The 23,892-nt window shown below is 57.1% G+C and carries 21 protein-coding genes; 8 read left to right on the forward strand and 13 right to left on the reverse strand.

The features are described from left to right. The first annotated feature begins 225 nt into the window (after positions 1 to 225). From FY206_RS16485 to FY206_RS16495, 3 genes are all read left to right on the forward strand, one after another. Complete coding sequence (locus tag FY206_RS16485; protein ID WP_077064498.1) at positions 226 to 1,233, forward strand: LacI family DNA-binding transcriptional regulator; 1,008 nt, start codon at positions 226 to 228, stop codon at positions 1,231 to 1,233. A 333-nt stretch (positions 1,234 to 1,566) separates the two neighbouring features. Next, entirely contained in the window at positions 1,567 to 2,943 is a 1,377-nt protein-coding gene (locus FY206_RS16490) for a diaminobutyrate--2-oxoglutarate transaminase (protein WP_032641711.1), read from the forward strand. 18 nt (positions 2,944 to 2,961) lie between these two features. Further along, positions 2,962 to 4,428, forward strand: coding sequence for a pyridoxal phosphate-dependent decarboxylase family protein (locus FY206_RS16495; RefSeq protein ID WP_032641713.1), 1,467 nt, complete (start codon positions 2,962 to 2,964; stop codon positions 4,426 to 4,428). 36 nt (positions 4,429 to 4,464) lie between these two features. Here FY206_RS16495 and FY206_RS16500 read toward each other — a convergent pair whose 3' ends face one another. The 4 genes from FY206_RS16500 to FY206_RS16515 form a co-directional block, all read right to left on the reverse strand. Next, positions 4,465 to 4,980: a protein disulfide oxidoreductase gene (locus tag FY206_RS16500; RefSeq protein ID WP_032641715.1), complete on the reverse strand. Its 516-nt coding sequence runs from the start codon at positions 4,978 to 4,980 to the stop codon at positions 4,465 to 4,467. Positions 4,981 to 5,056: 76 nt separating this feature from the next. Beyond that, positions 5,057 to 7,237 (reverse strand): polysaccharide biosynthesis tyrosine autokinase, encoded by a 2,181-nt coding sequence (locus tag FY206_RS16505; protein WP_032641717.1) that lies wholly within the window; start codon positions 7,235 to 7,237, stop codon positions 5,057 to 5,059. Beyond that, positions 7,237 to 7,686 carry an arsenate reductase/protein-tyrosine-phosphatase family protein gene (locus tag FY206_RS16510; RefSeq protein ID WP_032641718.1) on the reverse strand — a complete coding sequence of 150 codons (450 nt, stop codon included), beginning with the start codon at positions 7,684 to 7,686 and terminating at the stop codon, positions 7,237 to 7,239. The genes FY206_RS16505 and FY206_RS16510 overlap by 1 nt, the downstream gene beginning before the upstream one ends. Beyond that, the gene (locus FY206_RS16515) at positions 7,686 to 8,825 is read right to left on the reverse strand and encodes a polysaccharide export protein (protein ID WP_032641719.1); all 1,140 of its coding nucleotides are present in this window, start codon (positions 8,823 to 8,825) and stop codon (positions 7,686 to 7,688) included. Before FY206_RS16515 ends, FY206_RS16510 begins: the two co-directional genes overlap by 1 nt. A gap of 483 nt (positions 8,826 to 9,308) precedes the next feature. On the opposite strand from FY206_RS16515, the gene FY206_RS16520 reads away from it, so the two are divergent. Then, a complete protein-coding gene (locus FY206_RS16520) occupies positions 9,309 to 9,641 on the forward strand; it encodes an RcnB family protein (protein WP_077064497.1) in 333 nt (110 codons plus the stop codon). Then, complete coding sequence (locus FY206_RS16525; protein WP_229267772.1) at positions 9,616 to 10,071, forward strand: GNAT family N-acetyltransferase; 456 nt, start codon at positions 9,616 to 9,618, stop codon at positions 10,069 to 10,071. Before FY206_RS16520 ends, FY206_RS16525 begins: the two co-directional genes overlap by 26 nt. A gap of 93 nt (positions 10,072 to 10,164) precedes the next feature. On the opposite strand, the gene apbC is transcribed toward FY206_RS16525, so the two are convergent. Continuing rightward, complete coding sequence (gene apbC, locus FY206_RS16530) at positions 10,165 to 11,274, reverse strand: iron-sulfur cluster carrier protein ApbC (RefSeq protein ID WP_032641721.1); 1,110 nt, start codon at positions 11,272 to 11,274, stop codon at positions 10,165 to 10,167. A 137-nt stretch (positions 11,275 to 11,411) separates the two neighbouring features. Between apbC and metG the strand changes: the two genes are divergently transcribed. Further along, positions 11,412 to 13,445 carry a methionine--tRNA ligase gene (gene metG, locus FY206_RS16535; RefSeq protein WP_077064496.1) on the forward strand — a complete coding sequence of 678 codons (2,034 nt, stop codon included), beginning with the start codon at positions 11,412 to 11,414 and terminating at the stop codon, positions 13,443 to 13,445. A gap of 94 nt (positions 13,446 to 13,539) precedes the next feature. Here the strand turns inward: metG and FY206_RS16540 are convergent, their stop codons facing one another. Genes FY206_RS16540 through FY206_RS16550 form a run of 3 tightly spaced genes read right to left on the reverse strand, consistent with a single transcriptional unit; the run spans position 13,540 to position 16,455 of the window. Further along, positions 13,540 to 14,010, reverse strand: coding sequence for a YehS family protein (locus tag FY206_RS16540; protein WP_032641725.1), 471 nt, complete (start codon positions 14,008 to 14,010; stop codon positions 13,540 to 13,542). Between the two features lie 46 nt (positions 14,011 to 14,056). Beyond that, positions 14,057 to 14,776: a two-component system response regulator BtsR gene (btsR, locus tag FY206_RS16545; protein WP_032641728.1), complete on the reverse strand. Its 720-nt coding sequence runs from the start codon at positions 14,774 to 14,776 to the stop codon at positions 14,057 to 14,059. Further along, the gene (locus FY206_RS16550; protein WP_032641731.1) at positions 14,770 to 16,455 is read right to left on the reverse strand and encodes a sensor histidine kinase; all 1,686 of its coding nucleotides are present in this window, start codon (positions 16,453 to 16,455) and stop codon (positions 14,770 to 14,772) included. Before FY206_RS16550 ends, btsR begins: the two co-directional genes overlap by 7 nt. A 218-nt stretch (positions 16,456 to 16,673) precedes the next feature. On the opposite strand from FY206_RS16550, the gene mlrA reads away from it, so the two are divergent. Together mlrA and FY206_RS16560 are read left to right on the forward strand one after the other, a co-directional pair. After that, positions 16,674 to 17,414: an HTH-type transcriptional regulator MlrA gene (gene mlrA, locus FY206_RS16555; protein ID WP_045890553.1), complete on the forward strand. Its 741-nt coding sequence runs from the start codon at positions 16,674 to 16,676 to the stop codon at positions 17,412 to 17,414. Positions 17,415 to 17,483: 69 nt separating this feature from the next. Continuing rightward, on the forward strand, positions 17,484 to 17,597 hold the full coding sequence (locus FY206_RS16560; protein WP_008500895.1) for a protein YohO: 114 nt from the start codon (positions 17,484 to 17,486) through the stop codon (positions 17,595 to 17,597). Here FY206_RS16560 and FY206_RS16565 read toward each other — a convergent pair. The 5 genes from FY206_RS16565 to bglX all read right to left on the reverse strand — a co-directional run bounded on the left by FY206_RS16565 (position 17,572) and on the right by bglX (position 23,767). After that, positions 17,572 to 18,309: an ABC transporter permease gene (locus tag FY206_RS16565; RefSeq protein ID WP_032641736.1), complete on the reverse strand. Its 738-nt coding sequence runs from the start codon at positions 18,307 to 18,309 to the stop codon at positions 17,572 to 17,574. The two genes, FY206_RS16560 and FY206_RS16565, sit on opposite strands and share 26 nt — an antisense overlap. Beyond that, positions 18,293 to 19,243 carry an ABC transporter ATP-binding protein gene (locus tag FY206_RS16570; RefSeq protein ID WP_032641738.1) on the reverse strand — a complete coding sequence of 317 codons (951 nt, stop codon included), beginning with the start codon at positions 19,241 to 19,243 and terminating at the stop codon, positions 18,293 to 18,295. The genes FY206_RS16565 and FY206_RS16570 overlap by 17 nt, the downstream gene beginning before the upstream one ends. Further along, on the reverse strand, positions 19,236 to 20,393 hold the full coding sequence (locus tag FY206_RS16575; protein ID WP_032641740.1) for an ABC transporter permease: 1,158 nt from the start codon (positions 20,391 to 20,393) through the stop codon (positions 19,236 to 19,238). The genes FY206_RS16570 and FY206_RS16575 overlap by 8 nt, the downstream gene beginning before the upstream one ends. Positions 20,394 to 20,405: 12 nt before the next feature. Then, positions 20,406 to 21,323 carry a glycine betaine ABC transporter substrate-binding protein OsmF gene (gene osmF, locus FY206_RS16580; protein ID WP_032641742.1) on the reverse strand — a complete coding sequence of 306 codons (918 nt, stop codon included), beginning with the start codon at positions 21,321 to 21,323 and terminating at the stop codon, positions 20,406 to 20,408. A 146-nt stretch (positions 21,324 to 21,469) separates the two neighbouring features. After that, positions 21,470 to 23,767 (reverse strand): beta-glucosidase BglX, encoded by a 2,298-nt coding sequence (gene bglX, locus FY206_RS16585; RefSeq protein WP_032641743.1) that lies wholly within the window; start codon positions 23,765 to 23,767, stop codon positions 21,470 to 21,472. Positions 23,768 to 23,892: the final 125 nt, after the last annotated feature.

Consider the following 23,892-nt stretch of genomic DNA (forward strand, 5'->3'; position numbering starts at 1 on the left):
TGGAGTAATGACGCAATGGTAACGTTAACATAATTTCTTTCTCATGCTGTTTGGTGAAGATTTAAGATGTTAATCACGAAAGTTAACGTTAACATTAAGAGAATGAGATCGCGATCAAACATTCATCACGGAGGTAAGCCTGACCTGGCATGTGCATCAGCCTTCCTTTTACATCAGCGACTTAGTTGTATACCCTTTCACACAGAGCATTAACGGAGTAAGAAAATGGCTTCCCTGAAGGACGTCGCAAAGCTGGCTAACGTATCGCTGATGACGGTCTCACGTGCGCTGAACACCCCGGAACGCCTTAAGCCGGAAACGCTGGCGCGCGTTCAACTGGCTATCGAGCAGACCAGCTACGTGCCAGACCTGTCCGCCAAGAAAATTCGCGGCGAGCATGCCTCGCCGAAAACCATAGGCGTACTGGCGCTCGATACGGTGACGACGCCTTTCTCGGTGGAAATCACGCTGTCGATTGAAGAGACGGCCAGAATGCACGGCTGGAACAGCTTCGTGATGAATATGTTTACCGATGACAACCCGGACGCCATTGTCGACCTTCTCCTTTCTCATCGGCCTGACGGAATTATCTACACCACCATGGGGTTACGTCAGGTTCCTCTCCCAGCCAAACTCCTCACCCTTCCCTGCGTGCTGGCCAACTGCGAAAGTGACGGCGAAAAGGTCGCCAGCTATATTCCCGATGATGAACAGGGGCAGTATACCGCCGTGCGGGCGTTACTCGCGGAGGGTTATCGACGCCCTCTCTGCCTGCATTTGCCTGAGGGGCATCTGGCCACAACCCGACGTCGTCTGGGGCTGGAACGTGCATGCCGTGAAGCGGGGCTCGACCCGCACAGCCTGGCGCACAGCTATATGGCGCTCGGCGATGAGCACTATCGCGACATTCCGTCAGTATTGCTGGCGCACATGCAGAATGGCATTCCCCGGTTCGACTCCGTTATCTGCGGCAACGACCGTATCGCGTTTATGGTCTATCAGACGCTGCTGGCGCAAGGGCTTCGCATACCGGAAGATGTCGCGATAATCGGCTATGACAATATGGTGGGTATTGGAGAGCTGTTCCTGCCTCCTCTCACGACGGTTCAACTGCCACACTATGAAATTGGTCGCCTGAGCGCCCTGCATATTATTAACGGTGAAGAGCATCAGAACACCACGCGCGTTGAAAGTCCTTTTTTGATGCGTGATTCCGTTGTGCATGCATCATGAGCACCGCTTTTTGCACATGACGCAGGAATAGAGACAGCCAACCTCCTTTTTTGCCATTCGATGGCACGTTTTGTCACACTCTTTTCTGCGACTGTACACGCCGGACAAACAGCCTGTAACAGGCTGTTTTTATTTGGCATAAAACGCAATTTTCATTTTAAAAATGGGGATATTTTCTCCCCACAGCCCCGTGTCACAAAACAGTAAACAAATTAACCATTGAGCCCCGTGGCAAAAGGCTCTATATTGGCGGCGTTTTTTTCAGGCCCCCATCTGTTTTTTAACTTTTTATTCAATCGTGGCTCATAACGAAGCGGCGGTTGTAGGAGTGATATGATGACGGATAAAGTCCGTATTGACACCGTAGATGCCCACAAAAGCAACGAAACCTATCTGGCCCGTCAGGCCGAGTTTGAATCTAACGTCAGGAGTTATCCGCGCAAGCTGCCTTTAGCGATCACTAAAGCAGAAGGCGTGTGGATCACCGATGCAGATAATAAAGAATACCTTGACTGTTTAGCAGGTGCAGGGACCCTTGCGCTTGGCCATAACCATCCTGATGTGCTGAAAAGCATCCAAAATGTCATTACCAGCGGCTTGCCGTTACATACCCTGGATCTGACAACGCCTCTTAAAGACGCGTTTTCTGAATACCTGCTCTCTCTGCTGCCTGGTCAGGGCAAAGAGTACTGCCTGCAGTTCACCGGTCCATCCGGTGCAGATGCCGTTGAAGCGGCGCTGAAGCTGGCGAAAAAAGTGACCGGCCGTAGCGGTATCATCAGCTTCTCTGGTGGCTATCACGGTATGACCCACGGCGCACTGTCCGTGACCGGCAACCTGTCTCCGAAAGAAGCAGTTGACGGTATGATGCCAGAAGTGCAGTTCATGCCTTACCCGCACGAGTACCGCTGCCCGCTGGGTATCGGTGGTGAAGCGGGCGTGAAGGCGCTGACCTACTACTTCGATAACCTGATTAACGACGTTGAAAGCGGCGTGCGAAAACCTGCAGCGGTGATCCTCGAAGCCGTTCAGGGCGAAGGCGGCGTGAACCCGGCTCCGGCCGAGTGGCTGCAGCGCATCCGTAAAGTGACTCAGGAACACGGCATTCTGCTGATCCTCGACGAAGTTCAGGCTGGCTTTGCCCGTACCGGTAAATTCTTCGCCTTCGAACACGCGGGCATCGAGCCAGACATCATCGTGATGTCTAAAGCCGTCGGTGGCGGTCTGCCGCTGGCCGTGCTGGGTATCAAAAAGCAGTTTGACGCATGGGCACCAGGTCACCACACCGGTACCTTCCGCGGCAACCAGCTGGCGATGGCAACCGGTCTGACGACGCTGAAAATCCTGAAAGATCAGAACATCGCAGGCAAAGTGGCCGTGCAGGGCGAATGGCTTAAGGGCCAGCTGAAAGAGATGGCGAAACGCTATCCTGTTATCGGCCACGTTCGCGGTCTGGGCATGATGATCGGTATTGAGATCGTTAAGCCACACGAAGCCGCTGACCACATGGGCTGCTTCCCGGGCGACGGCGAGCTGTCTGCGCTGATCCAGAAGAAGTGCTTCGAAAATGGTCTGATTCTGGAACGTGGTGGCCGTAACGGTATCGTGCTGCGCCTGCTGCCTTCACTGCTGATCGCCGACGATGAGCTGAAAGTGTTCCTGGATAAATTCGAGCAGGCGCTGCTTGCTGCGGGCGTTCGCCCGGCGTAACCGGAGTTATTGATTACGATGTCTGATTCAAACCCAATTTTGTTCTCCTCTGCGCAGAGCATTGACGCTTACCAGCAGGCGATTGAACAAAGCACTCAGGCTGTGATGCAGTGGCTGAAGCAGCCCGAGATGTACCAGGGCAAAACGGTCGCGGAACTGCGTGACCGTATTAAGCTTGATTTCAACCCGAAAGGGCTGGGTAACGAAGCGGCGATTGAGCGCGCCGTGGAGTTCTTCCTGAAAGACAGCTTGTCCGTTCATCACCCGCAGTGTGTGGCGCACCTGCACTGCCCAAGCCTGGTGGTAAGCCAGGCGGCGGAAGTGCTGATCAACGCCACCAACCAGAGTATGGACTCCTGGGATCAAAGCCCGTCCGCAACCATTATCGAGATCAAACTGATCGAGTGGCTGCGTACCCGCGTGGGTTATCAGGCTGGCGACGCAGGTGTTTTCACCAGCGGCGGCACTCAGAGCAACCTGATGGGCCTGATGCTGGCCCGTGATGCGTTCTTCGCGCGTCAGGGTCACTCCGTTCAGCAGGACGGTCTGGTGGGCGATCTGCGTAAGATCCGCGTGCTGTGCTCCGAAAACGCGCACTTCTCCGTGCAGAAAAACATGGCGCTGATGGGGCTGGGCTACCAGTCCGTCGTGCAGGTGAAAACGGACGAATTCTCCCGCATGGATCTGACCGATCTGGCGGCGAAAATTGAACAGTGCAATGCGAACGGTGAACAAATTCTGGCTATCGTCGCGACAGCAGGTACCACCGATGCGGGTGCTATCGATCCGCTGCGTGAAATCGCCGAACTGGCCGCGAAGCAGAACATCTGGGTGCACGTTGATGCGGCCTGGGGCGGCGCGCTGCTGATGTCCGAGCAGTATCGTCACTATCTGGACGGCATTGAGCTGGTGGATTCCGTCACCCTGGACTTCCACAAGCAGTTCTTCCAGACCATCAGCTGCGGCGCGTTCCTGCTGAAAGAAGCGCGCCACTATGAGCTGATGCGCTATCAGGCGGCCTACCTGAACTCTGAGTTCGACGAAGAAGCGGGCGTGCCTAACCTGGTGTCCAAATCTCTGCAGACCACCCGTCGTTTTGACGCGCTGAAGCTGTGGATGAGCCTGGAAGCACTGGGTCAGGAGCAATACGCGGCGATCATCGATCACGGCGTGACGCTGGCACAGCAGGTTGCGGCCTACGTGAAAGAGCAGCCTGCTCTGGAACTGGTTATGCAGCCGCAGCTGGCAAGCGTGCTGTTCCGCTTCCGTGGCCAGGTGCAGATGGACGATGCGGGCATCGCCCTGCTGAACCAGAAAATTGGTGATGCCCTGCTGGAATCCGGCCGCGCCAACGTCGGCGTGACCGAGCATAACGGCGTGACCTGCCTGAAGCTGACGCTGCTGAACCCAACCGTAACGCTGGAAGATATTAAAATCCTGCTGTCTCTGGTTGAGCGCACGGCGCAGGAAGTGCTGGCTAAGTAATACAACACCCCTCTTCCGCCGGGAGAGGGGTGATTTTTACAGACCAGCCCACCACATTCTCGCTTTTAATCCCCAGTAACTCGTCCAGCCCGTCGTAGTGCTGACTACACTACCCTTCGATACAATCACCAGCGTTGGCGTGACGCTCACCTGCCACTGCTGCGATAGCGCACCGTTTTCATCGTTTATAACCGGCATGCTCAGGCTTTTCTTCTCGACCCAACGGGCCAGCTTAGCGTCATCGCCGGAGCGCATGGCAATGCTGATGACGTTACCGCCCTCTTTAGCCAGCTTATCCACCGCCGGTGTCGTATAACGACAGATGCTACACCAGGTGGCCCAGACGTAAATCAGCAGAGGGCGCTCCTGACTGAGCGCCGCGATATCGTGAATATTGCCGTCGATGCTGTGCATGGGTGTTGCACTAAAACTGGCGGGGAGCGTCGGTTTTCGATACCGATCAACTCCCCACATTACGGCCAGCGTCAGCAGAACGAGTATGATCCCTTCCCGCGCCCAGCGGCGCAATCGACTGATTTTACGGTTATCCATTTCGACCTCATGTTTTAACGAAGGTCATCTTAACGGGCAACTCGCCATCACGCTGTAAAGAAGTGTCGCGCCAGGTTTACTCTTGGGTATAACCGTAGTCGTAGTGGCTATATCCCGAGCTGTAATAGAGCGCAGCCGATTTCACGATATCATTAAAGATCGTGCCATTCACCTGCACACCCATTTGCGCCAAACGCTTCAGGCAATTCTCGACCTCCTTGACGCTGGTTTTGCCATAGCGGGCGACCAGCAGCGTGGTAGCCGCAGCTCTGGCGACCAACAAGGCGTCCGTTACGGCAAGCACAGGTGGGGTGTCGACAATCACGATATCATAGCGTTTATCTATCCCCGCCATCATGGCCTGAAAACGTTCACTCATGAGCAGCTCAACGGGATGTGAAGGTTGGGGTCCGCAGGTCAATACATCAAAACCGCCTTTCTCGACGCGTTGAATCGCCTCCTGCCACGCAACGGCGCCTCCGAGCACGCTGGATAATCCATGATGGTTGCTCAGTTTGAAGACATTGTGGACATATCCCTTACGCATATCGGCATCAATAAACAGCACTCGCTGTCCGGCCTGCGCGGCAATCGACGCCAGTGACGTACTGACCAGCGTCTTTCCGCAGTCCTGCGTTGGGCCAGAGACCACGACGATCCGATTTGGGGCATCCATCATGGTAAAATGCAGACTGGTGCGCAGCCCGCGTACCGCCTCGACAAACATATCTGCCGGACGGTCAACGGGCAGGAAAGGGATATTTGACGTCCTGTGCTTCCAGTAGGAAGCAAACAGGTTTCTCCTGCGCAGGTGCGTTTTTTTCCACAGCCACACCGAGCGCGGCAGCGTCGCCAGAAGCGGTATCCCATGAGCTTCCAGCGGTTCAGACGAGGTAATGCCCCGCTTAAAGGCTGAGCGCACTAAAACCGTTCCCGCAGAGAGTATGAACCCCATCATCATGCCCAGTATGATAATGGCCGCTTTGCGCGGTTTGATTGGGGCTGGCTGCGTCACGGCCGGGTCAATAATCCGCACGTTCCCGATAGCGCTGGAGCGCGAGATACTCAGCTCTTGCTGACGCGTCAGCAACTGCAGGTAGATGGTACGCCCGGACTCAACGTCACGACTCAGGCGTAATATCTCCTGCTGCGTGGAAGGCATGGATGAGACGCGGTTATTCAGACGCGCGCGCTCTCGCTCAAGCGTTTGTTTCTTCTCCCGTAAAGCGCGGTAGGTAGGATGGTCCTTTTTGAAAAGTTGGGAAACCTCCGCTTCGCGGAACGTCAGCTCGTTAAGCTGATTCTCCACGTTAACCACCTGATCAAGAATTGACTTCGCCTCCAGAGATAAGTCGACCGAATCGCGCTGCTCTCTGTAGGCATTCAGCCGCGCTTCGGCTTCGTCCAGTTCTCGACTGATCTTAGGTAACTGCCCCTGTAAGAACGTAAGGCTGCGGGAATCTTTCGCTTCCTGGCGCGCAATATTCTGGCTGAGATAATTTTCAGCAATGGTGTTCAGCACCGCAGCGATCCTGCCGGGGTCTTCACCCGTTAACGTTAATGCGATCATACCGCTCTGTTTCGCCGACTCCACAACCGTTAGCCTGTCCTGAATGGCATTGATCGCGTCAAGCCTTGAGACGGTTTTGAGCGTAAACCGGGCGCCTGCTTTCGCGCTAAGAGATGTCACCAGAAGCGATACTCCGTCCTTAACCAGCGTTTTCCCAACGACGCCGTCTGCCTCAAGCGTTTCTCCTTCAAGACGATACCGCCCTTGCTCCTGCACGGTGAGTAAGAGCGTTTGTGGCTTACCTTCCAGAAGAGGGATCGTCAGCGCGCCAATCGTGATTTTATCGGGTTGACGGCCCAGCACCTTTTCCCACAAAGGCCCGATGACAGGGAATACGCGCCGCTTGACGCTGTACGTCAGCCCGAGTTGATCCACGGTCTCTCCCAGAATCATCCGGGATTTAAGCAGTAACAGTTCCGGCGCGACGTCTGGCGAGAGATCGGACTCGAAAGAGGTCAGGTTTTTGAGCAGCGAGTTATTCTGCTTCGCTTCAACCTGTACCAGGGCATCCGCCTGATAAACTGGCGTAGCGCTAAACGCGTAGATCCCCGCACATACCGTGAGCAGGAGCGTGACGCACGCGATCGTCACCCGGTGATCGAAGATCTCAGCAAGCAGCTGAAGAAGATCTATTTCATTATGCTGCGGCATCGCAGCACTATAATTTTCTGATTTAGAAGACGACATTACTGCTTCATTCCTTGTTGACTCAAACGACGAGCCCATTCCTGACTGGCTTTTCCTAATTGCTCGAAAACATATTCATAGGCTTCACGACTTTTGTGATACGGGTCGGGAATGTCCCTGGTTTCCAGCCATTGTCCAAAGAGCAGCGATTTTCCCCGGTTTTCCGGAGCCATTGCGGCAATGAAACGGAGGTGTTCCGGCTCCATCACCAGAATCAAATCGGACTTTTGCAACAGGCTGCGCGTCACCTTGCGGGCAACATGCCCCTCCAGCGAAACGCCATGGCGCCCGGCAACAGCCTGCGCAGCCGCATCCGCCGGGCGTCCTTCAAGCCCAAAAATACCTGCCGAGGTTACCTGCCTGCCGGGTAATTGCTGGCGCAACAGCCGCTCACCAATCGGTGAGCGGCAAATATTACCGGTGCAGACCACTAAGATTGACGTGAACATCACTGCGGCCACGATCTGATGTAGCGAACGGTTTCGGTCAGGTCATGGACGCCGCTAATGGTCGGCACCAGCTGGGTAATCACGCGATTCCAGCGCGATAACGGGGCGGTGGTAACGTAGACAATGTCATACGGTTCCAGCTGGAATTCCGTACCCAGCACCATGGCTGAAGCATCTTCCGCATTCAGTTGATAGATGTTGGCAATTTTGTCCGTGTCGCCTTTTTTAGATACCTGCCGAATAACAAAAATGCCGGTTGCATCGGCCATATTTTGGTTAAGCCCCCCGGCATTCCCCAGCGCTTCAGCCAGCGTCATGCCGCTGCGATCCATCTTAAGCGTGCTCTGCTTAACCACCTCGCCCATGACGAACACTTTCAGCGCGTCGTTACGAGGAATAAACAGGATATCGCCCGGATAAAGCAGCTTATTTTGAGTCAAATCGCCATGCTGCATCAGCGCATAGAGCGAAAGGCGTGAATCACGACCATCATGCGTCAGCACGACGTTACGCCAGTCGGCATCCGCAGAAAGACCGCCAGCGGCGTTGACCGCATCCATTACCGTCAGCGGAATATTGGTTATCGGCTGTTGGCCCGATTTTTCGACCTCGCCGGTGACGTAGGCTTTTTGGGAACGGAAGGCGGCAATACTGACGTCCACCTGCGGGCTCTCAATGACTTTATCCAGTCGAGCTGTAATCTCTTCACGTACCTGTGAAACCGTTTTTCCCGCCACCCGGAGCTTACCGATGTAGGGATAAAAGAGCGTACCGTCGGCGTTGACCCAGTTACCGGCATCGCTCGCGCTACGATATTGTCCTGCGGGCGTTGTTAATTCAGGGTGATCCCAGACGGTGACCGTCAGGATGTCGCCCGTGCCAATTCGGTATTCCCAGTTTTTGATCTGCTCATCCAGATTAGGATTTGCCTGAGATTTCGCCACGTTCGGACGCAGCTTTTCAATTAATCCCGGCGTCAGTGGGAAAATTTCCACGCGCTTATCAAGCTGATAATTCTCTTCTTCAGTCGAAATGACTTTTTTCCCGGATACGCTCAAGTTTTGGCCGGGGGAAAATACACATCCTGTTAACTGACTAACAGTCAGAAATAACAGCGAAAATAAAGTTATACTTTTCATTTATATGAATGTTTCTTTTTAATGTTGCGTTAATCGTCAAGCCTGCAAAGCTGACTATGCTAAGATCATGAAATTTAATTAATTATTATTCTGACATACGGAACTAAGGCATTGCGAAACGTGACCAGACCGCTCTCGAAACAAAGGCAAAACACACCTTTGCGCTAAAAAAGAAGCCGGGGCACTTCACCCGAAGATAATCTTAAATCTTCTTCTGTGGGAAAGCATTCGCATAGCTGTCCAATTTTGATATGGAAAGTTATTTTCAGAATTGATTAATGAAATAATAATTATTAAAAATATAAAGCGCGAAAAATATTCACAGCAATGATAGATATCACCCCATTCGACTACACAAAACCGTCCAGTTTTGTTACATTTTTTTTCAAACATACCCTGCGTTGATACTTAAAATGGACTGTCTGCTCCGCTTTGCACGACCCGTAGACGAAAAGTATCCGTAACGATATCACTGGAGAAAAAATGGCTAAGCGTAAATTGCTGCTTCTGGGTGTATTACTGTCTCTGGCGGGATCCGCATTCGCTGCCCCGCAAACGGCCACTGCGCCATCCGGCATCAAGGCCTATGAAGAACAAGAGTTCATCGCTGACTTCACGAAATTCAAGATTGGCGACACGGCGCCGGCGCAGTATCAAACGCCGGAATACACCATCAAACAGTACCAGCTGCGTAACCTGCCGGCTCCGGATGCCGGAACCCACTGGACCTACATGGGTGAAAACTACGTTCTGATTGGCGATGCAGATGGCAAAATCTACAAAGCCTACAATGGAGATATTTTCTATCACCGCTAACGCAATTTTGATCCGCCCCTGGCAGGAAAGTGACCGCCCTTTCCTGCGCACGCTCTACCTCCACGCCCGGCGTAAAGCCTGGCCGTGGCTGGACGGCTCAGACTGGCAGCTTGAAGATTTTGACGCGGCAACCCGTGACGAAGTGATTTGGGTTGCTGTTCAAAACGGCCATCGCCTGGGTTTTGCCTCCGTCTGGACGAACGATAATTTCCTGCACAACCTCTTTGTGGACCCGCAGTATCAAGGACTCGGGGTCGGGCAGTTGCTTCTCGAGCAGGTTCAGAAGAGGTTTACCAGTACGGGTTCGCTGAAGTGTCTGGTGAAGAATGCGCGGGCTGTTGCGTTTTACCAGCGTCACGGCTGGCACATTGAGGCGACGGGTGATTCGCCGGACGGAGAGTATTATCTGATGCATTATCGGCTTGGGTAAAGTCAGTTGGCGCTTCGCTTACCTGACCTACAACACCGTATTTTATAGGCCGGGTAAGGCGAAGCCGCCACCCGGCACTCAAACTCAGAGGAATTACACCGCGCGGAAGGCGATTTCACCCGGGATGACTTCGCCCTGCCAGTAAAGCTGCGCCGCAACGCGTCCCGCCAGCTGGCGATACATCTCTGCAAATTCGCTGTCCGGACGGCTAACGACCGTCGGCTTTCCGCTGTCGAGATCTTCACGCAGGGTAATGTGCAGCGGCATCTGTCCCAGCAGCTGGGTATGATACTTCGCGGCCAGTTTTTCTGCGCCACCCGTACCAAAGATAGGTTCGTGGTGCCCGCAGTTGCTGCAGATGTGCATGCTCATGTTCTCAACGATACCGAGCACCGGCACTTCCACCTTCTCGAACATCACGATGCCTTTTTTGGCGTCGATCAGCGCGATATCCTGCGGCGTGGTCACGACAACCGCCCCCGTAACCGGAATGTTCTGCGCCAGCGTGAGCTGAATGTCACCGGTTCCCGGCGGCATGTCCAGCACCAGATAATCCAGATCCGGCCACATCGTCTCCTGCAGCATCTGCAGCAGGGCTTTGCTGGCCATCGGGCCGCGCCAGACCATGGCGTTATCGTCGGTCACCAGGTAACCGATGGAGTTGGTCGCCAGACCGTGCGCCATGATGGGCGCCATGTGGGTGCCGTCCGGTGAAGTTGGACGCTGGTTTTCCGCGCCCAGCATGTTTGGAATAGACGGACCGTAGATGTCGGCATCCAGAATACCGACCTTGGCCCCTTCCGCTGCCAGCGCCAGCGCCAGGTTTACGGCGGTAGAGGATTTCCCCACCCCGCCCTTGCCCGAGCTAACGGCAATGATGTTTTTCACGCCGTTCACGCCGGGCTGGTTCTTCACGCGTTTCAGCGTGGCAATACTGTGGCTCAGCTTCCAGTCGATTGCCTTCGCGCCGGTAATGCGCAGCAGCTCAGAGCTGGTCTGCTCTTTTAGCGCATCGAAGGCGCTGCTCCAGACAAACGGCATCTGCAGCTCAACGTGCAGCGTCTCGTCGAGCCAGGCAACGTGGTGTAACGCTTTCAGCGTCGTAAGATTGTGCTTCAGGGTTGGATGCTGAAAGTTAGCCAGCGTCCCGGCGACCATTGCTCGTAAGGCTTCCGGTGATTTGGCCTGGGATTGAGAACTCATCCCGACTCCTTTGTTCTTGTGAATAAGACCTTAGATGAACAAGTTTACCTGAAAGGCCGTGCTTTGTGCTTACTTAATAATGCCCCTTTTGGTAATATCAAAAACCCTTTTCACAGTTAAAAGAAGTAATGCCTACTATGACTCAAGTCGCGAAGAAAATTCTGGTAACGTGCGCGCTGCCGTACGCCAACGGCTCAATCCACCTCGGCCACATGCTGGAGCATATCCAGGCTGATGTCTGGGTCCGTTACCAGCGAATGCGCGGCCACGAGGTAAACTTCATCTGTGCGGACGATGCTCACGGCACGCCGATCATGCTGAAAGCGCAGCAGCTGGGGATTTCCCCGGAGCAGATGATTGCCGAAATGAGTCAGGAGCATCAGACCGATTTTGCTGGCTTTGACATCAGCTATGACAACTATCACTCCACCCATAGCGACGAGAACCGCGAGCTGTCAACGCTTATCTACACGCGTCTGAAAGAGAACGGCTTTATTAAAAACCGCACCATCTCTCAGCTGTACGATCCGGAAAAAGGCATGTTCCTGCCGGACCGTTTCGTCAAAGGCACCTGTCCGAAATGTAAATCCCCGGACCAGTACGGCGATAACTGCGAAGTGTGCGGCGCGACCTACAGCCCGACCGAGCTTATCGAACCGAAATCCGTGGTGTCCGGTGCCACCCCTGTGATGCGTGATTCCGAGCACTTCTTCTTCGACCTGCCGTCCTTCAGCGAAATGCTGCAGGCGTGGACCCGCAGCGGCGCGCTGCAGGAGCAGGTAGCAAACAAAATGCAGGAGTGGTTCGAATCCGGCCTGCAGCAGTGGGATATCTCCCGCGATGCGCCGTACTTCGGCTTCGAAATCCCGAACGCGCCGGGCAAATATTTCTACGTCTGGCTGGACGCGCCAATCGGCTACATGGGCTCCTTCAAGAACCTGTGCGACAAGCGTGGCGACACCGTCAGCTTCGACGAATACTGGAAGAAAGATTCCACCGCCGAGCTGTATCACTTCATCGGTAAAGACATCGTCTACTTCCACAGCCTGTTCTGGCCGGCGATGCTGGAAGGAAGCAGCTTCCGCAAGCCAACCAACCTGTTCGTGCACGGCTACGTGACGGTGAACGGCGCGAAGATGTCCAAGTCCCGCGGAACGTTCATCAAGGCCAGCACCTGGCTGAACCACTTCGACGCGGGCAGCCTGCGCTACTACTACACCGCGAAGCTCTCTTCCCGCATCGACGATATCGACCTGAACCTCGAAGATTTCGTGCAGCGCGTGAACGCGGACATCGTCAACAAGGTCGTCAACCTGGCGTCCCGTAACGCGGGCTTTATCGCCAAGCGTTTTGACGGCGTGCTTTCTGCCGAACTGGCCGATCCTGAGCTGTATAAAACCTTCACCGACGCCGCCGCTGCGGTTGGCGAAGCCTGGGAAAGCCGTGAATTCGGTAAAGCGATTCGTGAAATCATGGCGCTGGCCGACGTGGCCAACCGCTATGTGGACGAGCAGGCACCGTGGGTGGTGGCAAAACAGGAAGGCCGCGACGCCGACCTGCAGGCGATCTGCACCATGGGTCTGAACATGTTCCGCGTGCTGATGACCTGGCTGAAGCCGGTACTGCCGCAGCTGGCAGCCCGTACTGAAGCGTTCCTGAACACCGAGCTGACCTGGGATGCTATCCAGCAGCCGCTGCTCGGCCACAAGGTGAACACCTTTAAGGCGCTGTACAACCGCATCGAGATGAAGCAGGTTGAAGCCCTGGTAGAAGCGTCGAAAGAAGAGGTGAAGGCCGCTGCGGCACCGGTGAGCGGCCCGCTGGCGGACGACCCGATTCAGGAAACCATCACCTTTGATGATTTTGCCAAAGTCGACCTGCGCGTGGCGCTGATCGAAAACGCGGAATTCGTGGAGGGCTCCGACAAGCTGCTGCGCCTGACGCTGGATCTGGGCGGCGAGAAGCGTAACGTCTTCTCCGGCATCCGTTCAGCCTACCCGGACCCGCAGGTGCTGATTGGTCGTCAGACCGTGATGGTGGCGAACCTGGCGCCGCGCAAAATGCGCTTCGGCATCTCTGAGGGGATGGTGATGGCCGCAGGCCCTGGTGGGAAGGACATCTTCCTGTTAAGCCCTGACGAAGGCGCGAAGCCGGGTCAGCAGGTGAAATAACGAAAAAGCCGGAGATAATCTCCGGCTTTTTTGTGCTCCCTCTCCCTGTGGGAGAGGGTCGGGATGAGGGCATCAGGCCGCACCCATGCCGTCTTTACGCTTTAGGGTGATGCACCCGGTGGGTCAGCCCGCGCAGGAAATTACGCAGAAACTGGTCGCCGCACTCGCGGTAGTTTTTATGGTCCGCCGCGCGCATCATGGCGGTCACTTCCGGCACGGATACGCGGAATTTTTGCTCCGTCATGATCGCCACGATATCGTCCGTTTTCAGCGAGAACGCGATGCGCAGCTTTTTCAGCACCGTGTTGTTATTCACGCGACGCTCCAGCGCCAGCTCTGGCGCGGCCGGATCTTTGCCGCGCTTATCGTAAATCAGGCCGTTCAGAAACCCCGACAGAATGATGTCCGGGCAGCGGACAAAGCCCTCTTCGTCTTCTTTGGTCATCCACGTGTCAAAACTCGCAGACGTGGATTCCATGTCGGAGAGCGCAAGAATGCGCACCATGTCGTTATTGTTCGCTTTCAGGGTGTAGCGCAGGCTACGAAGAATATCGTTACTTAGCATAGAGCCTTCGAATGTCGATGATGCAATGGCGCGCAGTGTACCAGTTTTACAGGCCAATCGCCTCTTTCAAACTCTTCAGGTAGCGGCGGCTGACGGGGACCGTTTGCCCGGCACGCAGCACCAGCTCGGCCTGGCCGTTATCTTCCAGGCGGATCTCCTTCAGGTGGGCCATATTGACCAGGTACTGCCGGTGGCAGCGGATCAGCGGCGTGCGGCTCTCCAGCGTGCGCAGCGTCAGCTCGGTAAACCCTTCGTTCCCTTCCGCGCTGGTGACAAACACGCCGCTCAGTCGGCTGCTGACAAAGGCCACGTCATCCATCTGCAGAAGATAAATCCGGCTGTGCCCGGTGCAGGGGATAAACTTCAGCGGCAGCTGGTTTTCGGGCAGCAGCGTGACGTCCTGCACGGTGCGCTCCTGGCGTAAACGGGTGAGCGTTTTTTCCAGACGCTTCTCTTCAATCGGCTTGAGCAGATAGTCAAACGCGTGCTCCTCGAAGGCCTTAACGGCATATTCATCGAACGCCGTCAGAAAGACGATGTAGGGGCGATGCGCCGGGTCGAGCATGCCGACCATCTCCAGCCCGCTGATGCGGGGCATTTGAATGTCGAGGAACAGCACGTCCGGGCGCAGCTTGTGCACCGCGCCGATGGCCTCAATGGCGTTCGCGCACTCCCCCACAATCTCAATATCCGGCTGCTCCTGCAGCAGAACGCGCAGATTTTCCCGTGCCAGCGGCTCGTCATCCACAATCAGCACTCTTAACATGCGTTTTCCTCCAGCGGCAGTCGTACGGTAATACGGGTAAATCGGTCTGGCTCACAGGCAACGGTAATGCCGCAGTCGTCGCCAAAATGGGCGCGCAGGCGTTTATCCACCAGGCTCATCCCTAAACCGCCGGAGGCGGAAGGCTGATAAAGCCCGGCATTGTCTTCAATATCCAGCACCAGATGATGGTTAAACCGGCTGGCGGCAATGGTTATCTCCCCCGTTCCCAGAAGCTGCGACGTGCCGTGCTTAATGGCGTTTTCGACAATTGGCTGCAGGGTAAAGGCCGGAAGATGCTGATACGCCAGCTCGTCCGGCACGGAGAGCGACACCTGCAGGCGCGACTGGAAACGCGCCTGCTCTATCTGCAGATAGGCATTCACGTGCTCAATCTCATCGGCGAGGGTGACGATCTCCGACGGCCGCTTCAGGTTCTTGCGGAAAAAGGTCGAGAGAAACTGCACCAGCTGCGCGGCCTGATCGCTGTCGCGGCGGATGACCGCCTTGAGCGTGTTGAGGGCGTTAAACAGGAAGTGCGGATTAACCTGGGCATGCAGCAGCTTAATTTCGGACTGCGTCAGCAGGGCTTTCTGCCGCTCATACTGCCCGGCGAGGATTTGCGCGGAGAGCAGCTGGGCAATCCCCTCCCCCAGGGTGCGGTTGATGGAGCTGAACAGACGGTTTTTCGCCTCATACAGCTTGATGGTCCCCATCACCCGCTGGTTTTCCCCGCGCAGCGGAATCACCAGCGTGGAGCCCAGCTTGCACTGCGGATGCAGCGAACAGCGGTAAGGCACCTCGTTTCCGTCGGCATAGACCACCTCTCCGGTTTCGATGGCGCGCAGCGTATAGGCTGAGGAGATCGGTTTGCCCGGCAGATGGTGATCGTCCCCGGTCCCGGTAAAGGCCAGCAGCCGCTCGCGGTCGGTAATGGCCACCGCGCCGATATCCAGCTCCTTGTAGAGCACCTGCGCCACCTTCATGCTGTTCTCTTCGTTGAAGCCCTGGCGCAGGATCCCTTCGGTCGAGGCGGCGACCTTCAGCGCCGTGGCGGAAAAGGCCGAGGTGTACTTCTCAAACATGGCGCGTTTGTCGAGCAGAATGCGCATAAACAGCGCCGCCCCCACGGTGTTAGTGACCATCATCGGGGCGGCAATGCTGCTGACCAGGTGCAGCGCATCGTCAAACGGACGGGCAATGAGCAGGATGATCGCCATCTGCGCCATTTCGGCCACAAAGGTAATGGCACCGGCGGTAAGCGGGCTGAAGACTTTATCCGGGCGGCCGCGCTTGATCATATAGCTGTGCACCAGCCCGCCGAGCAGCCCTTCCACGATCGTAGAGATCATGCAGCTGAGCGCCGTCATGCCGCCCATGGAATAACGATGCAGCCCGCCGGTTAACCCCACAAGCCCACCGACGACGGGGCCGCCCAGCAGCCCGCCCATGACCGCGCCTATCGCACGCGTGTTGGCAATGGAATCTTCGATATGAAGACCGAAATAGGTCCCCATGATGCAGAAAATAGAGAAGGTGACGTAGCAGAGCAGCTTGTGCGGTAAACGAACGGTGACCTGCATCAACGGAATAAACAGGCGCGTTTTGCTCATCAGCCAGGCAATAACCAGAAACACGCACATCTGCTGAAGCAACAGCAGCACCAGATTAAACTCGTACATACTCAAAACCGCACACGCTAAAAAACGCGTAACATACACTGATGTAGGGCGACTTTCTTTGAAGCATCCCAAAAAAGCGCAAAATCGTGTTCGTTATCACACCTTTTTCTCAATATCGCGCATGCTTCGCATAGTTTGTTCAAAAATCAATCAATCCTTCCTGGTTCGTCAAAGTGAGTCTACAGTTAAGCTGGGGACGCGTAAGCTAGGGGGCGAATATGGCGCTTTACACAATCGGTGAAGTGGCACTCCTTTGTGATATCAATCCCGTTACCCTACGGGCATGGCAGCGACGATATGGATTACTCAAACCGCAGAGGACGGACGGCGGCCATCGCCTTTTCAATGAGGCCGATATCGACCGGATCCGCGAAATTAAAAGCTGGATCGACAACGGGGTGCAGGTCGGCAAAGTGAAGTCCCTGCTGAGTCACGATGACCCGGACACGCACCGCCTCTGGCGCGAACAACAGGAAACCCTGCTGCGGCTCCTGCAGGCGGGCAATCTCCAGCGCGTGCGCGCATGGATAAAAGAGCAGGGCCGCGATTATCCGGCCCAGACGCTTATCACCCATCTTTTCATTCCGCTCCGCCGACGCCTGCAGTGCCAGCAGTCCACCCTGCAGGCGCTGCTCAGCATGCTCGACGGCGTGCTGATCAACTACATTGCCGTCTGCCTTGCCTCGGCGAAGAACAAAACCGGAAAAGATGCGCTGGTGGTCGGCTGGAACGTGCACGATACCACCCGCCTGTGGCTGGAAGCGTGGATTGCCACCCAGAAGGGCTGGCGCGTGGATGTCCTGGCGCACTCGCTGGCGCAGCTCAGACCCGAGTTTTTCGACGGCCAGACCCTGCTGGTCTGGTGTGGCGAAGTGCCCTCCGCCACGCAGCAACAGCTGCTGACGGAGTGGCGCGAGAATGGTTACCCGGTCTACTCCCTTGGCCCGGAAGCGCCATAACGGCATTTAATGGTTCATTAACAGCTGCGCTTCACCGTATAATTGTTCCGTTAACAACAGGAGCACATGATGAAGGCAACCAAACTGGCCATTATTACCCTTTTTGTTCTGATGGCCGTAAGCGGTATCGGCGGCGTGATGCTGGCAGGATACTCGTTTATCGTTCGCGGCGGTGTCGGCTGAGGTACAGCGCCAGCCGCTCAAAAGCGCGATCGACGACGATGGCCGCCAGCGCAACCAGCACCGCCCCCTGCACAATATAAGCCGTATTAAATCCGCTCAGGCCGATAATAATTGGCGTGCCCAGCGTATTGGCCCCGACCGTCGACGCAATGGTCGCCGTCCCGATGTTAATAATCACCGACGTTCGGATCCCGGCAACGATCACCGGTGCCGCGAGCGGCAGTTCGACCTTGCGCAGCCGCTGACCGCGACTCATCCCCATCCCTTCCGCCACGCTCAGCACGGACGCCGGTACCGCCGCGATGCCCGCCAGCGTGCCCTGCAGCACCGGCAATACGCCGTATAAAATCAGCGCAATAATGGCAGGCTGCTGACCAAAGCCCATCACCGGCACCGCAATCGCCAGTACCGCTACCGGGGGAAACGTCTGACCAATGGCCGCAATCGTCTCCACCAGTGGACGAAACTCCTTGCCCCCGGGCCGAGTGACCGCAATACCTGCCCCCGTGCCCAGCGCAATCGCGATAGCGCTTGAGATCGCCACCAGCCAGAGATGCGCCAGGGCGAGATTAATAAAGCTCTCCTGCTGATACACCGGCCGCGGCAGCCCCGGAAAGAGGCCGTTAAACAGCGCCGCGCTGTGGGGCATCAGGAACAGTAAGGCGACAAAGAGCGCTACCAGCCAGAGGAGCGGATCACGCAGTGCCTTCACGCGTCACCTCCCCGGCCAGCAGATCGCGAAAGTGTAAGGTTCCGCACGGCGTCCCGCGGGCATCCGAGACGGGCAATACCTCGCACTGGCGCGCGACAAACGCCGAGAGGGCATCCCGCAGGCTCATCTGTTCCTGCAGCGGTTCGCCGCTCAGCGGCACCGCCTCCCGGCGCATATAGTCGCTGACCGTACGCAGGGAGAGCAGCCTGACGCCCAGCTCGCTGCGGCCAAAAAACTCGCGCACAAAGTCGTTTTTCGGCCAGGTTAACAGCTCAAGCGGCGAGCCCTGCTGCACTACCTCGCCATGATCCATCAGCACCAGATGGTCGGCCAGGCGCAGGGCTTCATCAATATCGTGCGTCACGAGAACGATGGTGCGTCCGAGAATGCGGTGAATGCGGGTCATCTCGGCCTGCAGCGCACCGCGCGTAACTGGATCCAGCGCGCCAAAAGGCTCATCCATCAGCAGCACCTGCGGGTTGGCCGCCAGCGCGCGCGCCACGCCCACGCGCTGCTGCTGGCCTCCGGATAACTGATGCGGATAGCGGTCGCGCAGCGCGGGCTCGAGCCCCAGCAGAGACATCAGCTCATCAACCCGATCGGCAATTTTTGTCCGCGACCATTTCTCCAGCTGCAACACGGTGGCGATGTTTTGCGCCACCGTCCAGTGGGGAAACAGGCCGATGGACTGAATGGCATAGCCCATCCGGCGGCGCAGCTCCAGCACCGGCAGGCTGCGGATCTCCTCCCCGGCAAAGCGGATCAGTCCGCTGTCGTGCTCCACCAGACGGTTGATCATCTTCAGCGTGGTAGATTTTCCGGAACCGGAGGTGCCGATCAGCACGGAAAACGCCCCCTCGGCAAAGTTCAGGTTCAGGTGGCTCGCCGCCGGACGACCGGCAAAGGTTTTACTGACATCGTGAAATTCAATCATTGGCGCTTCTCCTGAGCAACGCGAGCCATAAGGCAAACAGCGCGTCGACGACAACCGCCAGCGCAATGGTGGGCACCACGCCCAATAACACCAGGTCGAGAGCGCTGCTCAGCAGGCCCTGAAACACCAGCGCGCCAAAGCCGCCCGCGCCAATCAGCGCCGCAATTACCGCCATGCCGACGGTCTGGACCGCCACCACCCGCAGGCTGCGCAGCAGCAGGGGCAGCGCCAGCGGCAGCTGAATTTTCCAGAAACACTGCCGCGCGCTCATTCCCATCGCATGGGCGCTTTCCAGCACGTCCGGCGCGACCTGGCCTAAACCCGCCACCACGCCGCGCACCAGCGGCAGCAGCGCGTACAGCACCAGCGCGATCAGGGCGGGCGTTAGCCCCGTTCCGGCTATGCCCAGCGTTCCCAGCACCGGAACAGCCTTCACCAGCCCGGCCAGGGGGGCAATCAGCAGGCCAAACAGCGCAACGGAGGGAATGGTCTGGATGACGTTGAGCACGGCGAAGACCCCGCCCTGACGTGAAGGATGGCGATAGCACCACATGCCCAGGGGGATCCCGAGCAGAAGCGCCGGCAAGAGCGTGCCGAGGAGGATCGTCAGGTGCTGCGCCAGGGCATCGTCAAACACCTCCTGGCGGTTGGCGTACTCTTTTAACAGCGAGAGATTGTTCAACTCCCCGCTGAACAGCAGGAACAAGGGAATACACCATATCTGCGCGTTGAGTACCCAGCGCCAGACGGAACTGGCGATGAGTCGACGAATGGCATCGCTGCAGGCCAGCAGGCAGAGCGCCAGCCACAGCCACAGGCCGCTGCCTATCGTGGTTCTCGCCAGCGGACTTTCCGCCGAAGCCATATGCGTCGCCGCCAGACCGGCGCTCCAGAACAGGATGATGAACAGCCCTTCAGAGAGGAGCAGCGTAAGCCACTGCGCCGGGCGTCCCTGCCAGAGCGACAGGATCACCCACGCGCCCAGCGACGCCATAAGCCACCCCGGCGTAAACGACCAGACCTGCCAGAGCGCTTTCCCCTCCCCCGACATCAGCCGGTTTGGGGCAACGTTGACAAACGGTAACGCGACCGCCGCGAAGGCCACAAAGGCCAACAGCAGCAGGACGCGGTTATGACATTTTATCGGCACAGCCCTTTCCCGTTACTTCACAAGCCCTTGTTGTTTCAGGAAGTCGGCGGCCACTTTTTTGGCATCCAGTCCCTCGACGGCAATGCTGGCATTCAGCTGCTGCAGCGTTTTTTCATCCAGCTTTTCGAAGACCGGCTTGAGCCAGTCGGCAATCTCCGGATGGGCTTTCAACACCGCCTCACGCACGACCGGGGTCGGGGCGTAAATCGGCTGCACGCCTTTTGGATCGGTCAGGGTTTGCAGGCCAAGCGCCGCCACCGGGCCGTCGGTGCCGTAGGCCATCGCCGCGTTAACGCCAGAGGTTTGCTGCGCCGCCGCCTTGATGGTCACCGCCGTATCCCCGCCCGCCAGCGAGAGCAGCTGCGCCTGGTCGAGCTTGAAGTCGTAGGCTTTTTCAAACGCCGGGAGCGCGTCAGGACGCTCGATAAACTCCGCGGACGCGGCAAGCTTAAAGTCGCCCTTCTCTTTCAGATAGCGGCTGAGATCCGCAAGCGTAGTCAGCTTGCCTTTCTCCGCCACGTCCTTGCGCACGGCGATAGTCCAGGTGTTGTTGGCCGGAGCCGGAGTCAGCCAGACCAGCTTGTTCTGCTCCGCGTCGAGTTTTTTAACCTTTTCATATCCGGCTTTGGCGTTTTTCCATGCCGGATCGTTTTCTTGTTTGAAGAAGAAGGCCCCGTTGCCGGTGTATTCCGGATAGATATCCAGCTCGCCGGAGGTAATCGCCCCGCGCACGACGGGCGTGGTGCCCAGCTGAACTTTATTGACCGTTTTCACGCCGTGGCTTTCCAGCACCTGCAGGATGATATTGCCGAGCAGCGCGCCTTCGGTATCGATCTTTGAGCCCACCTTTACCGGCTCCGCCGCCTGCAGCGGCAGGCTGAGCGCCGCAAGTAACGCTGCCGAAACGGCCATCCCCGTTTTAATCGTCATTCCGCTATCCTCATTTTTTTATCGCCTTTTTCAGAGGCTTGAGTGAAAAGCGTAGCTTAAAACGGCGGATTTACCCGGCAAAATGCCTTTTTAGCATAAGGTAAGACGCATCCCCCGCGAGACGGGGGATGCACAGGAGGGAAACGTTACAGCAGCTCGAACTCGCCTTTATTCACGCGGGCGGAATCCACGCCGATAAAGACGTTAAACTTGCCCGGTTCCGCGTCGTATTTCATCTGCTGGTTCCAGAACTTCAGCGCATCCACGTCAATCGGGAAGCTGATGGTTTGGGTTTCTCCCGGCTTCAGATTGACCTTCTCGAAGCCGCGCAGCTGCTTCACGGGACGACTCATCGAGGCGGTAACATCCTGAACGTACATCTGAATCACCGTTGCCCCTTCGCGCTTGCCGGTGTTGGTCACCTCAACGCTGGCGGTGACCTTACCGTCACGCTTCAGGGTCGGGGCCGACATTTTCACGTCAGAGACCTTGAAGGTGGTGTAGCTCAGGCCGTAACCAAACGGATACAGCGGGCCGTTCGCTTCGTCGAAGTAACGCGAGGTGTATTTGTTCGGCTTGTCGGCGTTGTACGGACGACCGGTATTCAGGTGGCTGTAGTAGACCGGGATCTGGCCGACGGAGCGCGGGAAGGACATCGGCAGCTTGCCGGACGGGTTGTAATCACCGAACAGCACGTCGGCGATGGCGTTACCGCCTTCGGTACCGGCGAACCAGGTTTCCAGGATGGCGTCTGCCTGCTGGTCCTCTTTCACCAGCGCCAGCGGACGACCGTTCATCAGCACCAGCACCAGCGGCTTGCCGGTGGCTTTCAGGGCGGCAATCAGATCGCGCTGGCTCTGCGGAATGGTGATGTCGGTCCGGCTGGAGGCTTCGTGCGCCATCCCCTGCGCTTCGCCCACGACCGCGACAACGACGTCAGACTGCTTCGCGGCGTTCACCGCCTCGTCGATCATCTCCTTCGGCGTGCGCGGATCGACCTTCACCGCTTCCTCGTACTGGTTGAGGAAGGTCACGATGTCTTTATCGTTGGTGACGTTTGCCCCTTTGGCGTACACCACTTTGGCGTTATCCCCCACGGCGCTCTTGATGCCGGTCAGCACGGTCACCGACTGGTCGGCCACGCCCGCGGCGGACCAGCTGCCCATCACGTCGCGCTTGCTGTCGGCCAGCGGGCCCACCACGGCAATGGTGCCGGATTTTTTCAGCGGCAGCGTGTCGAGGCGGTTTTTCAGCAGCACCAGGCTTTCGCGCGCCACGTCACGCGCCTCTTTGCGGTGCAGGCGGCTTTCGGCGTTGGTGTCCGCCGGGTCAGACGCTTTCGGGCCCAGGTGGCTGTACGGATCGTTAAACAGCCCCATGTCGTATTTTACGTTCAGCACGTGACGCGCGGCATCGTCCAGCTCCGCCATCGTCACCTTGCCGCTCTTCACCAGCCCCGGCAGGTACTTGCTGTAGTACTCGTCGCTCATGCTCATGTTGATGCCGGACTTGAGCGCCACGCGCACCGCGTCTTCCGGGTCGGAGGCCGTACCGTGTTTGATCAGCTCTTTAATCGCGCCGTGGTCGGACACGGTGATGCCCTTAAAGCCCCACTGGTCGCGCAGCACGTCTTTCAGCAGCCAGGAATCGGAGGTCGCAGGCGTGCCGTTCAGCGAGTTCAGCGCCACCATCACCGCGCCGCTGCCCGCATCCAGCCCTGCCTTGTACGGCGGCATGTAGTCGTTAAACAGGCGCTGCGGACTCATGTCGACGGTGTTGTACTCTTTACCGCCCTCCACCGCGCCGTAGGCCGCAAAGTGTTTGACGCTGGTCATCACCGAGTAGCGGTCCGCCGGGCTTTTGCCCTGCATCGCTTCCACCATGGTTTTACCCATCGTGGCGGTTAAATAGGTATCTTCACCAAAGCCTTCCGAGCCGCGGCCCCAGCGCGGATCGCGCGAGACGTCCACCATCGGCGCCCAGGTCATGTTCAGGCCGTCGTCCGCCGCTTCATACGCCGACACGCGTCCGACGGTTTTCACCGCGTCGAGGTTGAAGGAAGACGCTAAGCCGAGGCTGATGGGGAAAACGGTACGCTGACCGTGCACCACGTCATAGGCGAAGAACAGCGGGATTTTCAGGCGGCTGAGATCCATCACCTGATCCTGCATCTTGCGGATATCCTGGCGGGTGACGGTATTAAAAATGGCCCCTACCTGCCCGTCTTTGATCATCTCGCGGATGGCCTCTTTCGGGTTATCCGGGCCGACGCTGATAAGACGCAGCTGGCCGATTTTCTCATCGACCGTCATTTTCTTGAGCAATTCCGTGACAAACGCGTCGCGTGCTTCAGGCGTGAGCGGGTGATTGCCAAACAAATCGTCTGCCAGCGCAGGTTGCAGCGCCAGGCTGACGGCGACACCTACAGAACATAGCCATTTCATGTCGTTTTACTCTCTCATCAATAACCGCCGGACGATCTCGGCCATACCGTGCGAAAAGCGCAGTGTGCCACAAACCCTCCGATCGTTGCAGGGTTATTCTCTGATTTTTCTCGTGAATACTCGAC

It is taken from the genome of Enterobacter chengduensis (assembly GCF_001984825.2).
Classification (GTDB): domain Bacteria; phylum Pseudomonadota; class Gammaproteobacteria; order Enterobacterales; family Enterobacteriaceae; genus Enterobacter; species Enterobacter chengduensis.